The organism is Lysinibacillus fusiformis, assembly GCF_003049525.1.
Classification (GTDB): domain Bacteria; phylum Bacillota; class Bacilli; order Bacillales_A; family Planococcaceae; genus Lysinibacillus; species Lysinibacillus fusiformis.
Genome location: NZ_PYWL01000020.1, coordinates 1 through 15,407, shown reverse-complemented (window position 1 = coordinate 15,407; position 15,407 = coordinate 1). Strand labels below are relative to the sequence as shown.

The following is a 15,407-nucleotide window of genomic DNA, read 5'->3' as shown; positions in this document are numbered from 1 at the left end:
GAAACAATGACTTTACAGCAACAAATCATTGAAGAATTACGTGTACAACCAACTATCTATGCCCACGAGGAAATACGTAAATCCATTGATTTCTTAAAGGAATATGCGAAACATTATAGTTTTGTAAAAGGATTTGTTCTTGGTATCTCTGGTGGTCAGGATTCAACATTAACAGGAAAGCTAGCGCAACTAGCTGTTGACGAGCTAAATAAAGAAGCTGGTGAAATGAAGTATTCATTTTGGGCGATTCGCTTACCATATGGAGTGCAAGCAGATGAGCAAGATTGTCAGGACGCTATCGACTATATTAAGCCGACGGGATCTTATACAGTTAATATAAAAGATGCTGTCGATGCGAGTGTGAGGGCCCTAGCAAATGCAGGTGTTCAGCTGAATGATTTTGTCAAAGGGAACGAAAAAGCACGGGAGCGTATGAAAGTGCAATATTCGATTGCTGCAATGAATGGAGCAGTCGTATTAGGAACGGATCATGCAGCCGAGGCCATCACAGGTTTTTATACTAAATTTGGTGATGGAGGAGCTGACTTAATGCCAATCTTTCGTTTGAATAAACGACAAGGGAAGCAGTTATTGGCAGAGCTCAAATGTCCTGAACATCTTTATATGAAGGTGCCAACAGCAGATTTGGAGGAAAATCGCCCATCTTTGCCAGATGAAGTGGCTCTTGGGGTGTCCTATGATCAAATTGATGATTATTTAGAGGGGAAGGAAATCCCAGAAGAACCTCGCCAACTACTGGAAGGATATTATTTGCGTTCGCAACATAAACGCCATATGCCTATTACAATATTTGATGTTTTTTGGAAGTAAAATAAGGGAAAAGAGTTGTAAAAGTGAATCTCACTTTTGAAAATAGCTCTTTTCTCTCTTTTTTTATGCAATTTGGTTCTATGTTGTTAAATATCATCATATAATGTCGATATAATTACCTATAAGGATTATAAAATGTAAGGGAGGGTAACTAAATATGAGGACTTCTAGAGTAAATGCAACGACAAGTAGTGTTTTTCGTCAGGAAAATCAATATTTACATGCAGGTGATATTAGCCATAATTTTGGGCAAAATCCACAAAATCTATTTAAAAATAGTTTGCAAAGAAATAAAGAGAAGAAGCGCAGTTCAATAAATGCGCCAAATCAGCAGAAACAGCATCAACATACAGTGCCTATCCATATGGATAGTACGAATGATTTGCAAATACGTCATGAATTAAATGAAACTGCGTTAAAGCTTAGTCGTTTAAGCAGACAAAAGAAGCGACTTAATAGTTACCGTTCTTCCATATAAAGACCAGACTCTCCACAGCCAAACATGTGGGGAGTTTTTTTGTGTATTTGAATGAAAAAGAAGTGCTAAATTCAAATTATTTGAAATGAAGATGTTCATTGAATGTTCAAGATAATTTTTCCAATTCTTCACCGCGATTTTTTACTAATTTCACAACTAATCTGTATTGTTGAATATGGCAACAGAAAACTAAATTTGGAGGGAATAGTTGTGAAAAAATTATGGTTACCAGCATTAATAGTATTATTTGTACTAGCAGCATGTACTAGCGAAAAACCTCAGGTAAAGGAGAAGGAATCAGAGCAAGGCGCTACTGAAATAGAAACGAAGGTAATGGATGATTCTGTACAAGTTGCTTCACTTGTAGATTCGCGGTTACAAGAGCCGAAGGAGGATACAGTTTGTGAAATGTGTAATATGAAGGTTTACATGAAGGATCATGAAATGGGCGTATTTTCAGCGCAAGCGATAAAAGAAGATGGGACTATTGCTTTTTATGACGATATTGGCTGTTTGTTAAATGCAGAGGTTGCTAATGAAGAGAACAATGCAAAATTTGTCCGTGATTTTGTGACGAAGGAGTGGGCGAAGGTCGAAGATGTAACAATTGTGAAAACAGAGCTGAAATCTCCGATGAACTGGGGCTATATTTACTTCGTGAACAAAGCGGAAGCAGATACATACATCCAAGAAAATTCGAATGCTTATATGGAGAAACTACAAAAAATTAAAGATGACGCATTGGAACGACGTAAGAAAATGATGGAAAAAAAGGCTGAGGGAGAGAATGGAGATTCTAGTTCTATGCATTCAAGTGATATGAATCATGGGCAAGAGGGACATGGTCATTAAAAGCTTAGACTAGGGGGAACTTTCCTCTAGTCTTTTCATGCTGAATAAGGAGGGACAGTAATGAAACGAATAGGTTGGTTCATATTGTTTTTTCTATGGACATGTCAAACAGCAAATGCAGAGTTTGATCTTCAATTTGCTATTGATCAAGCGAGACCTGGAGAGATTGTTCATATTCCTGCCGGTCGTTACCAAGGAAATTTTACCGTAAAGAAATCGATTACACTCCAAGGAGAAAAAGGGGTTGAACTTTATTCTCAAAATACTAAACCTGCATTAAAAATAGACCATACGGCTAATGTCTCTATCGAAGATATAATGATTTCTGCCAAAAACAAAGGGATTGTTGTTAATGAAGTGGAGAATTTAAAAGTGAAAGCTATTGAAATAAAGGATGTACAAGTGGGTATCCATATTCAACGTTCTAAGCATATTCAATTATTAGAAAATAAGATTGTTGGTAAACAGTTACATTATGCTGAAAAAGGCAATGGGATTGCTGTGTTTAAAAGTGAGGACATTGCTATTGAACATAATGCAATTGATCTTGTGCAAGATGGGATATATGTAGAAGACGTGAGACATATCAATGTGCGACAAAACGAAGTGACAAACAGTCGTTATGGAACGCATTTTATGTATTCAAGTGATGTGAAGGTGCTTTTTAATTCATATTTACATAATGTGACAGGTCTTATGGTAATGATGACTACGGACTTAGAAATAGCGAGCAATACATTTAGTAACCATAATGATTTCAATAGCTATGGCCTTTTAATGTATGACACACAACAGGCGAAGGTAAGAAAAAATAGCATTCGAAATAATCGGGTAGGTGTAGCAATGCAAAAATGTTCAGTCATACAAATACAAGAAAATGGGTTTCAGATGAATCAGACTGCCTTAGAAGGAACAAAGGTAGATAATCACTCTATCATCAATGATAATCAGTTTACTGGAAATATATTAACGGCAAGATCGGACCAACAAGGCTTGCGATTAGTTCGTAATTTTTATGATGATTACCGAGGGTTAGATGTTGCGGGAGATGGTTTCGGAGATGTTCCCTACGTGGCTGTGTCAAGCTTTGGTCAATGGATGGTGAGACAACCGGTTTATCAATTTTTTGTGGCATCACCGAGTGTTATGATTCTGACATCACTTGATCAGGAAGTGAATAAAACAGAACAAAATTTGCTTGTAGATAACGAACCAAGATTAATCAGCCATACGAAAGAGAAGTCGTTTTCGATCAACATCTTACAATTTATTTTTGGTTTAGTTGTATCTATGAGTGGATTTTGGCTGTGGAAAAGAGGGGTGTAAGTATGACGAGGTGGATAGCCATTCTAGTTATATGCAGTACAATATTGGGTGGTTGCGGCGAAAAGACGTATAACCCACGTGATATTATCCGTGAAACAGATATTTGTGAAATTTGTAATATGAGTATCGTTCATCATGAATATGCTGGACAAATTGTGCTCACAAATGGAGATTATAAGATTTTTGATGATATTGGGTGTTTGATGGATTATCTGGCGCTAAATGGTGAGGATGAAATTGGCGCAGCCTATATTAAAAATAAAGCAAATAATGAATGGATTGACGTTTATAAAGCTACCTATGTGTACAATGCAGGTTATTGGACTCCGATGAACTATGGAGTACTTGCATTTGCGACGAAGGATGAGGCGCAGGAATGGATGACCAATGAAGGAGAGGGGCAATTATTAGCCTATCAAGATTTGCTGACGTTTAATTGGGGGATTCATGAATGATGTTTGTGAAAATAGAGTTGAAGCAAATTTTAAGAAGCCATTGGATGCAACTAGTAGCTTTTCTTTTTACTTTTGTTTTTGTAGCCATTATTGTCATTCAGCGAATGGCATTACCTGATGTGGAGGGCTTTACACGTCAAACGGCATCATTTTTAAATGTGTTATTGTTTCTATTACCTTTATTTATTATCACCATTGGAAGTATGAGTATAGCCGGCGATATTGAATCTGGCTGGTTTTCGTTATTAAAAACATATCCAATGAAAATTGGGCAATATATTATAGGGAAATATGTGGCTATATCACTTGCCTTTTTATTAGTAGTGCTTGTGGCATTTGGCGTTGTCTTAGCAATAGGTGGTCTATTAGGCGGCGTCCAGTTACCGATTATTTTAGTGATCCTTACGTTATTATGTATCTTTATATTTGTCTCATTAGGTATTGTACTGGGGGCAGTGGCTAAAACAAGATTATTTGCACTAGCCTTATCACTTGTTGTATGGTCCTTTTTTTTACTGCTCATTTCTTATGCGTTAATGGCTCTAGGTGCAGTTGTAGCGGGTCATGTTTTACAAAAGCTTACCATTATATCGATACATATTAATCCCGTAGAATGGCTACGCTTTGGTTATTTTATATTCACCAATCAGGCTAGTGTGCTTGGTCCAGCATTTTATGGTGTCACGAGGTTTTATTCGTCAACTTTAGGTCTTGTGTTGTATGTGGTGGTGACGCTTCTTTGGATCCTTCTACCACTTATGCTAGCTACTAAGTTTTCGAAGGAGGTCACACAGCGATGATTCTTTTAGAAGCCAAAAATATAGCCAATGTCTATGAAAATGGTAGAGGTTTAAAAGAAGCTACCTTTACATTACATTCTGGTAAAATTTTAGCGCTGGTTGGGGGTAATGGTGCCGGAAAGAGTACGTTGATCCGTTTACTAACGGGTCAAGAGAAGGGAAAGTCCGGAGAAATGATATGGCATAAACCAGATGTCATTCGTTATATGCCTGATGACGTAAATTTTCCAACCATGCTAACGGCAGCTGAAATTTTTGATCTACTAGCCTCTTTAAAGCAAGTAGATCAAAATGAACAAGAGTGCATATTGAAGCGTGTTTCCTTGTGGGATGTTCGTAATCAACCAGCTAAACAATTTTCTAAAGGGATGCTTCAGCGACTAAATCTTGCGCAATGCTTACTTGGAAGTGGATCTTTGCTGATCTTGGATGAACCGACAAATGGTCTTGATCCATTTTGGATAGCGCAATTAAAAAACGTAATGTTAGAGGAAAAGAACAAAGGAAATACGGTCATATTCTCTACTCACTTGCTGTCTTTTGCTGAAGAAATAGCAGATGATGTATTAGTTTTACATGATGGGGAAATTATAATTTCTGGTGGGATCACTGAAATTTTCACACAAGAAAATTCTACATCTTTGGAAGAAATATGGTTAAAAAGATTAAAATTGTAACATTCTAATGAATAGTGACGTTATATACTAAACAAGGCTTGTTTGACTACGTTCAAGCAAGCCTTGTTTAGTATGTGTTATCGAAGGGAAGAAGTTTCTGATAATTGTTTTACTAGACAAATTTCGATATGCTTATGATAAGTTATCGTGCAATTCACACAATTGTTTGATGAAATGGAGGTTTTTTAATTTATGAATTCTCAAATACAAAATGTGCTAGAAAATATAGAGAAAGTGATGATTGGAAAGAGAGATGTGGCTGAGCTAAGCCTTGTTGCTTTATTAGCGAGGGGGCACGTATTGTTAGAGGATGTGCCTGGTGTTGGGAAGACAATGATGGTTCGTTCATTAGCAAAATCCTTTGATGCGCAGTTTAAACGAATTCAATTTACGCCGGATTTATTACCTTCCGATGTAGTGGGGATCTCTATTTATAATCCGAAGACATTGGAGTTTGAATTTCGTCCAGGACCCATCATGGGGGATGTTATTTTAGCCGATGAAATAAATCGTACCTCGCCCAAAACGCAGTCAGCTTTACTGGAGGGAATGGAAGAAGCTTCTGTTACTATTGATGGTAAAACACTTGCTATTAATCAGCCGTTCTTTGTAATGGCCACACAAAATCCGATAGAACATGAAGGAACCTATCCATTGCCTGAAGCACAGCTTGATCGTTTTTTACTGAAAATAAAGATGGGCTACCCTAGTAGAGGGCAGGAAGTGGAAATTTTACGGCGCGCGGAAAATGGCAAAGCGATTGAAAAGATCGATGCAGTATTGTCGGTAGCTCAATTGATTGAGTTACAAGAGCTCGTTCAAGGAGTGTATGTTGAAGATTCAGTAAAAAATTACATGGTGGAGCTTGCTACTCAAACTAGAGAAAACAGCTATGTTTATTTAGGTGTAAGTCCCAGGGCGACATTAGCCTTAATGAAGGCTTCTCAAGCCTACGCATTTATGAAAGGGCGTAGCTATGTAACACCTGATGATGTCCAATACCTTGTCCCTTTTGTCTTTAGTCATCGTCTAGTTTTAAAGCCAGATGCTCGCTATGATAATGTAACGGCAAGTGAAATTATTGAACGTATCATTGCTAAAACACCAGTACCAACAAAAAGGTTTGCAGAACAATGAAGCAATGGAAAGCTTTTTTAGAGAAAAGTAAACATTTCCTATTAGTAGTTTTCTTAATGATTGTAACGTTTTGTTATGCGATGTTCCAAGGTGGATTTGTTAGTTGGTTTGTATTTTTTACGGTAAGTCCATTTTTAGTGTATGCCTTATTTTTCTTTGTTGTTAGAGAAAGTATCTTAGTAGTAGAGCGCAAAATTGAGCCAGCACATGTAGAACGTGGTCAATCAGCGAAGGTCATGATTTCAATCGAAAGAAAAACACGTTTTCCTTTTGCTTATATGATGATGGAGGAACTTGTAGATAGTGAGGGGTTAGTTCAGGCGAAGCTAGAAAGTTCAACTGCTATAAAATTTGTTGGCTTTAGAAAAAAATTTAACTGGCATTATGAATTAGTAAATATGCCTCGTGGCGAACACCGTTATTTGGGTGTTACGGTCGCTTTCTATGATTTTTTCGGTTGGGCAAAAAAAATGGTTGTGGCCGAGAAAGAACAAACTATTTTAGTGTACCCAAGGCTCAGAGAAATGAAATATTCGGCACTTCAAACAAAATATGATGTTGGGCCAATGATGTCTCCTTATTCCATAGTAAAGGATACTACTATGGCTGTTGGGTTACGAGAATATGTTCCTGGGGATCGTTTTTCATGGATTCATTGGAAGTCATTCGCGAAAACCCAAACCTTACAATCTAAGGAATTTGAGGATAGACAATCTTCTGAGCTAATGTTAGTGCTTGATGCCAAGAAATCAACATTATTTGAGGATAAGATTGAGCTAGTAGCATCTATGCTCAAGATGATCGTGCAGGAACTTGGTGATATTTCCTTTATTTCTGCTGGAGAAGTGACAAAGGTATTCCCTGTTATACAAGGTGAAAAGCAGTTAGATCAGGTTATGTATCATTTGGCAGCTATAAAATCTACTGAGAATGTAAAATTTCGATTTTATGACCAGCAAGCCTTTAAGCAAGTAGCGACATTGCTTTATGTGACTAATGAAGTATCAGAAGAATTCCTACATACTCTTGCGAATATAGTGAAAAGTTGTATTTGTTTTGTCGTGGCAAAACAGCCACCTGTGCAGTCTGAGGTTACATTGCGTTATAAACATATTCAAATTGTTTATGTAGATCCAACAGATTTTTATCATGTATTCACGGAGGTGAAGAAGCCGTGAAACAAACAGTAGGGGAATTTTTAGAGTTAGCGGTCGCCTATATTATAGTCTTCTTTATTTTGCGTGAATGGCTAATACCAATTATGCAATTAACTAATACAGGAGGGTTTCATCTCTTCCTAGTTTTTATTGGCTTGTCCCTAGCCCTAAGTTTATTCCGAGTGCATCCTTTATTATCAGGGATTGTAAAGTTTGGTTATATTACTTGGTGCATTGTCTTTATTTATAGCGAAAGCCCAGTGCTTTCTGGAAAGTCCATATCCTTCTTATTAACAGAATGGAAAGGGAATATGGCCGCCATTATATCAGGTGATTTTGGTCTAGTATCCGATGCCTTTAGAACAGTGCTATTTCTAGTATTAATATGGATGCTTGTTTACTTAATCCACCATTGGGTCTCTGTGCGGAAAAATATATTTTACTTTTTTGCCATGACAGTATTCTTTATTGCTACGTTAGATACGTTTAGTGAATACAATGGGAAAACAGCTATTGTTAAAGTGGTTATATTAGGATTAATGATGACAGGTGTCCTATTTGTCAAACGTTTATGGCTTCAAGTGGGTACAATGAGCAATACGTTTGGGAGATGGAAAATTGTTATTCCGATGCTTGTATCCGTATTACTTGTCGGGACTATCGCCTTCTTTTTACCAAAGACAGGGCCGACATGGGCAGATCCTGTGCCATTTATTCAAGGTGTTACTGGACAAGATGGAAATGGAACAGGCATGAAATCAGTCGGCTATAGTCAAGATGATAGTCAATTAGGTGGACCTTTCCAAGGAGATAGTACATTAATTTTTACTGCGTCTTCACGTGATCGTCATTATTGGCGTATTGAAACGAAAGATACTTATACGTCAAAGGGATGGATTTTGTCAGAGGGGAACTTCGGAAAAAATGTATATGAGGCAAATGCGCCGATTATGACCTCTTTACAAGTAGGCTCACCTGAAAACGAGCGTCAAATTCAACTGGACATTGCGACCTCGATGCCGTTTTTAATCCAAACATACGGCTTGTTATCTGTTTCGGCTCAAGATTCCACATTATTTATTCAGGACGAGCAGACGGAAAAGATGACTATAGAGCAGCAGAATGATACATCGACATCTTTATCAGGCTATACTTTAACGTATAGTGAGCCTGTCTATAGTATGGAACAGCTGCAATTATCATTCCCAGCCACACTTGAAACGTTAGATTCGTCATTTGATCGCTTTATGCAGCTGCCAGCGCAATTACCACAACGAGTAAGAGATTTGGCGCTGTCGATAACACAGGATAAAACTACGGTTTACGATCAAATTAAGGCAGTGGAAGGTTATTTTAGGACGAACGGTTTTAGGTATGATAAAAAACAAGCGGCTATTCCGGCAGAAAATCAAGATTACGTTGATCAGTTTTTGTTTGATACAAAAGTAGGTTATTGTGATAATTTCTCAACTTCAATGGTAGTCCTTTTGCGTTCGATAGGCATTCCAGCTCGCTGGGTCAAAGGGTTTGCGCCTGGTACTGCAGGACCCATGTCAGATGGTCTGAGAGAGTATCGAATTACCAATGACAACGCGCATTCATGGGTAGAGGCATATATACCTGGTACAGGTTGGATGGAGTTTGAGCCTACAATAGGCTTTAGCGGCAACGTTAACATTGATTATGATATACCATTAGATACATCCGAACAGGAGGAAATAGTACAGCCAGAGCAAAAACCTGAGCAACCGCAAAAGCAGGAACATGTGTCTAATAAAGAACAAAGTAAATCAATGTTTAGCCTGGATAGGCTATGGACTTGGTTGAAAAAGTTTGCTTATGTTTGGATAATCGTCTTCGTTTTATTGATTATCAGTGGGATTGCTTTATACTTGCAGCGCAAAACTTGGCTTCCAAAAATGCATGTTCGAGTCTATCGTAAAAAGACTGCCAATTGGTCTACCTTTGATTCCTCCTATCATATTCTTCTGAAGCAATTATCACGTATTGGATTGCGTATGAGAGATGGGGAAACGTTGCACATGTTTGCAGAACGTGTGGATGCATCATTAGAGACAGATCAAATGCAAAAGCTAACGGCTGTTTATGAGCAACGTGTTTATGGGAAGGATAAACAAGAAGTGAATTTCATAAAGCTGAAAGAAAGTTGGGAATATTTAATCAATCGCACTATCGGTTGATTTTAACTTAGACAAAGAGTAAAATGAAAAAAATTAAATGCAAGGATTGCTTTCATATAAGTTCGATAATAAGGTTCGGATGTTTCTACGAAATCACCATAAATGATTTCTCTATGAAGGCGGATGTATTCGCTAGGTGAGAAGTATAGTAAATCACTTTACTTTGCTACGCATTCGCCTTTGTAAATCAACATGAGCTTTTTGAACGCGTAGAAAGATTTTACTTTCTTCGCGTTTTTCTTTGAACAAATGAAATATCCTTTAAAAATAGTAGAAGAGGTGGAAATTTTGACAGCTAGCCCTTTATTAAAAGAGCAAGAAAAAATCGTTGTACTTGACTTCGGTAGCCAATTTAACCAATTAATTACTCGTCGTATCCGTGAGTTTGGTGTATTCAGTGAATTACATCCACATACAATAACTGCAGAAGAAATTAAAGAAATGAACGCAGCCGGTATTATTTTTTCAGGTGGTCCAAACTCTGTTTATGATGAAAATGCTTTCCATGTGGATCCAGCCATTTTTGAATTAGGCCTACCAATACTAGGTATTTGCTATGGTATGCAATTAATGGCACATACAAATGGTGGTAAAGTAGAAGGCGCTGAAACTCGTGAATATGGTAAAGCTGAAATCAAAGTAACTACTTCCAATAAATTATTTGGTGAGTTACCAACTGAGCAAATCGTGTGGATGAGCCATGGTGACCATGTAACAGAAGTTCCTGCTGGATTTGAAGTTATCGCAACGAGCGCATCATGTCCGATTGCAGCAATGGCAAATGTAGAACGTAAACTATACGCTGTTCAATTCCACCCAGAGGTACGTCACTCTGTTTATGGTAATGATTTATTACGTCAATTCGTATTCGATGTTTGTGAGGCAAAAGGTGATTGGTCAATGGCCAACTTCATTGAACTTGAAATCGCGAAAATTCGTGAAATTGTAGGCGATAAAAAAGTATTATGTGCGCTTTCAGGCGGTGTTGACTCATCAGTTGTAGCGGTTCTTATTCACAAAGCAATCGGTGACCAATTAACTTGTATGTTCGTAGACCACAACTTAAACCGTAAAGGTGAAGTTGAGCAAGTAATGAAAACATTTACTGAAGATTTCGATATGAATCTTATTAAAATTGATGCTCGTAAACGTTTCATGGACAAACTTGCAGGTGTATCAGATCCAGAGAAAAAACGTAAAATTATCGGAAATGAATTTATTTATGTATTTGATGAAGAAGCATCAAAGCTTGAAGGTATGGATTTCTTAGCACAAGGTACTCTTTATACAGATATTATTGAATCAGGTACTTCAACTGCACAAACAATCAAATCTCACCATAATGTTGGTGGACTTCCAGAAGATATGCAATTCAAATTGATCGAACCATTAAAAACTTTATTCAAAGACGAAGTACGAGCATTAGGCTTAGAACTTGGTCTAGATGAAAAAATCGTTTGGCGTCAACCGTTCCCAGGTCCTGGATTAGGTATCCGTGTACTTGGTGAAGTAACAGAAGAAAAATTAGAAATCGTTCGCGAATCTGACTTCATCTTACGTGAGGAGATCGCCAATGCTGGCCTTGATCGTGACATTTGGCAATACTTCACGGTATTACCTGATATCCGTTCAGTTGGTGTAATGGGCGATGCACGTACGTATGATTACGCAATCGGTATCCGTGCGGTAACATCTATCGACGGTATGACTTCTGACTGGGCACGTATCCCATGGGATGTACTAGAAAAAATCTCTGTCCGCCTAGTAAACGAAGTAAAACACGTTAACCGTGTAGTGTATGATATTACATCTAAGCCACCAGCAACGATTGAGTGGGAATAGGTCATATATCTAATAACCGTTGAAGCCAGTTCTATAAAGGGTTTCACCGTTGTTTGAATGAGCAATTGCTTATCCACGTGCAATTTTTTAACACAAAAGACTTTCCTTTATTCATGTAATTCATGGGTGAAGGGAGGTCTTTTTTAATTGAAAATAATCCAGTATTTTCTATATTTTAGATAAGAATGATTAAGTTTTGTGCAATAATGGGGCAGTTTAATCCTTATAAATAATGATATGGTGGCTAGGAACGCCTATAAATGGGAGTTTGAAAATAAGTAAGGAAAGTTTAGAGGTCGGTTTCTTTAGCGTAGAAGATGCGCCGAAACTGATTGAAAATGATCACTTTAAAGAGGAACTTTTAAAATGTTTAGATAAAGATCATCATCCATTTTTTATTTCATTGTAGCATTTATTTAGGTGCTTTGATGCTTTAGTTCATGGAGTTTAATCGACTTTAATTGTTTATAAATAATATACTGGTTCAACATCATCAACGGCTAATATTCTATAGTTGGTAGTTTGAGTTGGGTGCTCATCTTACAAGCTTTACATTGAAATAATCAGCAAACTATTGGAGAATGTAGTAAACTAAATGGATGCAAAAAGTATTAGAATTATCAGATTGGGGGGGATTTAAATGGAGGAAAATAAACCAATAATTCATACATTAGCAGTTGGGATGCCAAAAGAATTGATTGATAGTAAAGGGCGTTCGATGATGACAGGTATTGAAAAGCAAAAAATGCAAGAAGTTTATTTGTCAGCTCATGGCTTCGACGGAGATGATGTCGCTGATAAAAAACATCATGGCGGACCTGATCGTGCAGTTTGTTTATATCCTGCGGAACATTACATACAATGGGAACAAGAACTTGGTAAACCATTGCCAACTGCTGCTTTCGGTGAAAATCTTACGGTTACAAATATGCTAGAAGAGGATATTTGTATCGGTGATATTTATAAAATAGGAGATGCTGTCATTCAAATTACACAGGGGCGTGTTCCTTGTAGTACGATCGACAAATATACCGAATCAAACACATTGCTCAAACGTATGATTGAAACTGGTTATACGGGCTTCCTTGCGCGCGTACTAGAAGAGGGGACAATTTATGCGAACTCGAATATTGAATTAGTAGAAAAGCATCCTGCCCAAGTTTCTGTTTTGTATTGCAACGAAGTATATTTTAAAAACAAAGATGCAGATGCGATGAAACATATCCGAGAAGTTGATGCATTGGCGGAAGATTGGAAACAGAAGTTAGAAAAAAGAATTCAGGTCTTGCAAAGTAAAGTGATGAATTAAAAATTGTAGGCAAGGGAATCTGTCTTAAAATCCTTTAGAATTCGGGTGAGTTCTAAGGGTTTTTTTATATTATAGTGTTCAGTGAATTGTTCAGTACTTAGACTTTTTAGTAGCAGTTTATTAAAATATGAACATTAAATAAGAAAATTACACGAACTTTCGTATTTTATTTTGTAAAATTGTTCGGAAATAGGGTTGAAATCTAAAAAGTGAAATGATATATTACAAATGTAAATTAAATAAGTCGTCGTATAATGTCGGGAATAGGGCCCGTGAGTTTCTACCAAGTTACCGTAAATAACTTGACTACGATTGAGGTTTATATACGTATGTATAAACCCTAATTTATTTCACACATTAATGTGGATGAAATATATCGTAGACATGCGACTAGTAGATTAGTCAGCGTGTCTTTTTTGTTTTCGATATTGAGGACGACCATACGGAGGATTTTTTTATAATGAAAAAATATTTCATGTTTGATGAATTAGGAACTAATTACCGCCGAGAAATAATAGGTGGTATTACAACCTTCCTTGCGATGGCATATATTCTAGCTGTTAACCCAGGTATACTAGAAAATGCAGGGATGGATAAAGGTGCTGTTTTCGTAGCAACAGCATTAGCTGCAGCAGTTGGTTCTTTAATAATGGGTATTTTCGCTAAATTCCCAATTTCACTAGCTCCTGGTATGGGATTAAACGCATTCTTCGCCTTTACTGTAGTCGGGGCTTACGGTATTCCATGGCAAACAGGTTTAACTGGCGTATTCTTCTCTGGGATTATCTTTATCATTTTATCTCTAACAGGTATTCGTGAAACCGTTATTAATGCCATACCAGTTCAACTTAAATATGCTGTTTCGGCAGGTATTGGATTGTTTATTACTTTCGTAGGTTTACAAGGAGCAGGGATTATTGTAGATAGTCCAGCTACATTAGTAACTTTAGGAACTTTCACTGGTGCTACATTACTAGCGGTATTCGGAATTGTTTTATCTGTTATTCTAATTATTAAATTACGCAGTGTTGGTATTTTCTTAGGGATGGTTATTACTGCGTTTATTGGTATGGTGACAGGTATTATTGAACCTCCAACGGCAATTGTTTCTGCTATTCCAAGTGTGGATTCTACATTCATGGTGGCACTACAACCACTTGGAGATATTGAATCACTATTTAACGTGAAGTTTTTAGTAGTTGTATTAACGTTCTTGTTTGTAGATTTCTTCGATACAGCAGGGACTTTAATGGCTGTGGCAACACAGGCTGGCTTAGTAAAAGATAATAAATTACCACGTGCAGGTCGCGCATTAATGGCAGATGCACTTGCAACAACAATTGGTTCTTTATTTGGTACATCTACGACTACTGCCTATGTAGAATCAACTTCAGGGGTAGCAGCTGGAGCTCGCTCTGGGTTCTCAGCAGTAGTAACAGCAGTACTTTTCTTAGTAGCATTATTCTTCTCTCCGTTATTAGCAGTAGTAACACCAGCAGTAACAGCACCTGCTCTAGTTATTGTAGGAGTACTGATGGTATCATCATTACGTTTAATTGATTGGGATAAATTTGAGATTGCAGTACCAGCATTCTTTACCGTATTAATGATGCCTCTTGGTTATTCCATTGCTACGGGTATTGCAATTGGCTTCGTGTTCTATCCGATCACAATGTTATTAGCGGGACGTAAAAAAGAAATTCACCCTATGATGTATGGTTTATTCTTTGTCTTCCTGGCGTATTTCATTTGGGTACGATAAATTAAATACATGTTGAAAATCACCTCCATTGTTAAGGATAAGTTCTAACGATGGAGGTGATTTTTTATTATTGGGATAGGAACGGTAAATAATTAAATACTTTTATTGTTATTCTATTCGTCTCTTTTACTATATAAAATAAAGCATAACTATAACGAATTATATAAAGTTGTTTTCACCATTATATAGAAGAAACTCACTTTGTAATAATAAGAATAGTTTTACTTTAATGAAACACTTGCAAACTTTGTTTTATGATGATATATTTAAACACGTTGTTACGAAACAAACGAACAACTTGAAAAATATTAACGTAGACAGTTGACAACGAGTTGACAATATGTTAAATTATAAAAAGTTACTTGAAAGTAACTAGTAAATGAACCTTGAAAACTGAACAAGCAAAACGTAATCAATAAAGTTTTAAGTAACTAGCTTAGCTAGTGAACGAAGCAAAATTTTGGACATCAAAATTGATGCCAGCAAAACAATTTGAGCTAATCAAATTTCTTTTATGGAGAGTTTGATCCTGGCTCAGGACGAACGCTGGCGGCGTGCCTAATACATGCAAGTCGAGCGA

13 protein-coding genes, 1 rRNA gene and 2 riboswitches are annotated in these 15,407 nt (G+C 37.0%); all 14 genes read left to right on the top strand.

The window, feature by feature from the left end; genetic code table 11:
• The first annotated feature begins 6 nt into the window (after positions 1 to 6).
• The gene (nadE, locus tag C9J29_RS22725; RefSeq protein ID WP_107922845.1) at positions 7 to 831 is read left to right on the top strand and encodes an ammonia-dependent NAD(+) synthetase; all 825 of its coding nucleotides are present in this window, start codon (positions 7 to 9) and stop codon (positions 829 to 831) included.
• Between the two features lie 157 nt (positions 832 to 988).
• Positions 989 to 1,309: an NAD synthetase gene (locus tag C9J29_RS22720; protein ID WP_089987290.1), complete on the top strand. Its 321-nt coding sequence runs from the start codon at positions 989 to 991 to the stop codon at positions 1,307 to 1,309.
• 210 nt (positions 1,310 to 1,519) lie between these two features.
• Positions 1,520 to 2,161, top strand: coding sequence for a putative periplasmic lipoprotein (locus tag C9J29_RS22715; protein WP_107922844.1), 642 nt, complete (start codon positions 1,520 to 1,522; stop codon positions 2,159 to 2,161).
• 60 nt (positions 2,162 to 2,221) lie between these two features.
• Positions 2,222 to 3,487 carry a NosD domain-containing protein gene (locus tag C9J29_RS22710; RefSeq protein WP_237068911.1) on the top strand — a complete coding sequence of 422 codons (1,266 nt, stop codon included), beginning with the start codon at positions 2,222 to 2,224 and terminating at the stop codon, positions 3,485 to 3,487.
• Positions 3,488 to 3,489: 2 nt separating this feature from the next.
• Positions 3,490 to 3,942, top strand: coding sequence for a nitrous oxide reductase accessory protein NosL (locus tag C9J29_RS22705; RefSeq protein WP_043989619.1), 453 nt, complete (start codon positions 3,490 to 3,492; stop codon positions 3,940 to 3,942).
• On the top strand, positions 3,939 to 4,742 hold the full coding sequence (locus C9J29_RS22700; RefSeq protein ID WP_237068910.1) for an ABC transporter permease: 804 nt from the start codon (positions 3,939 to 3,941) through the stop codon (positions 4,740 to 4,742). Before C9J29_RS22705 ends, C9J29_RS22700 begins: the two co-directional genes overlap by 4 nt.
• A complete protein-coding gene (locus tag C9J29_RS22695; protein ID WP_089987292.1) occupies positions 4,739 to 5,419 on the top strand; it encodes an ABC transporter ATP-binding protein in 681 nt (226 codons plus the stop codon). The genes C9J29_RS22700 and C9J29_RS22695 overlap by 4 nt, the downstream gene beginning before the upstream one ends.
• A 192-nt stretch (positions 5,420 to 5,611) precedes the next feature.
• Complete coding sequence (locus C9J29_RS22690) at positions 5,612 to 6,556, top strand: AAA family ATPase (RefSeq protein ID WP_008173686.1); 945 nt, start codon at positions 5,612 to 5,614, stop codon at positions 6,554 to 6,556.
• Positions 6,553 to 7,734, top strand: a complete 1,182-nt coding sequence (locus tag C9J29_RS22685; protein WP_008173685.1) for a DUF58 domain-containing protein — start codon at positions 6,553 to 6,555, stop codon at positions 7,732 to 7,734. Before C9J29_RS22690 ends, C9J29_RS22685 begins: the two co-directional genes overlap by 4 nt.
• Positions 7,731 to 9,914, top strand: a complete 2,184-nt coding sequence (locus C9J29_RS22680) for a transglutaminase TgpA family protein (protein WP_107922843.1) — start codon at positions 7,731 to 7,733, stop codon at positions 9,912 to 9,914. The genes C9J29_RS22685 and C9J29_RS22680 overlap by 4 nt, the downstream gene beginning before the upstream one ends.
• Before the next feature lie 32 nt (positions 9,915 to 9,946).
• Positions 9,947 to 10,048: riboswitch (purine riboswitch) on the top strand.
• A gap of 154 nt (positions 10,049 to 10,202) precedes the next feature.
• On the top strand, positions 10,203 to 11,756 hold the full coding sequence (gene guaA / locus C9J29_RS22675) for a glutamine-hydrolyzing GMP synthase (protein ID WP_089987294.1): 1,554 nt from the start codon (positions 10,203 to 10,205) through the stop codon (positions 11,754 to 11,756).
• Between the two features lie 640 nt (positions 11,757 to 12,396).
• The gene (locus C9J29_RS22665; RefSeq protein WP_008173680.1) at positions 12,397 to 13,065 is read left to right on the top strand and encodes an MOSC domain-containing protein; all 669 of its coding nucleotides are present in this window, start codon (positions 12,397 to 12,399) and stop codon (positions 13,063 to 13,065) included.
• Between the two features lie 227 nt (positions 13,066 to 13,292).
• Positions 13,293 to 13,394, top strand: a riboswitch (purine riboswitch).
• A 131-nt stretch (positions 13,395 to 13,525) separates the two neighbouring features.
• Positions 13,526 to 14,827 carry an NCS2 family permease gene (locus C9J29_RS22660; RefSeq protein ID WP_107922842.1) on the top strand — a complete coding sequence of 434 codons (1,302 nt, stop codon included), beginning with the start codon at positions 13,526 to 13,528 and terminating at the stop codon, positions 14,825 to 14,827.
• 511 nt (positions 14,828 to 15,338) lie between these two features.
• Positions 15,339 to 15,407: ribosomal RNA gene (locus tag C9J29_RS22655) — 16S ribosomal RNA — on the top strand; the annotation flags it as partial.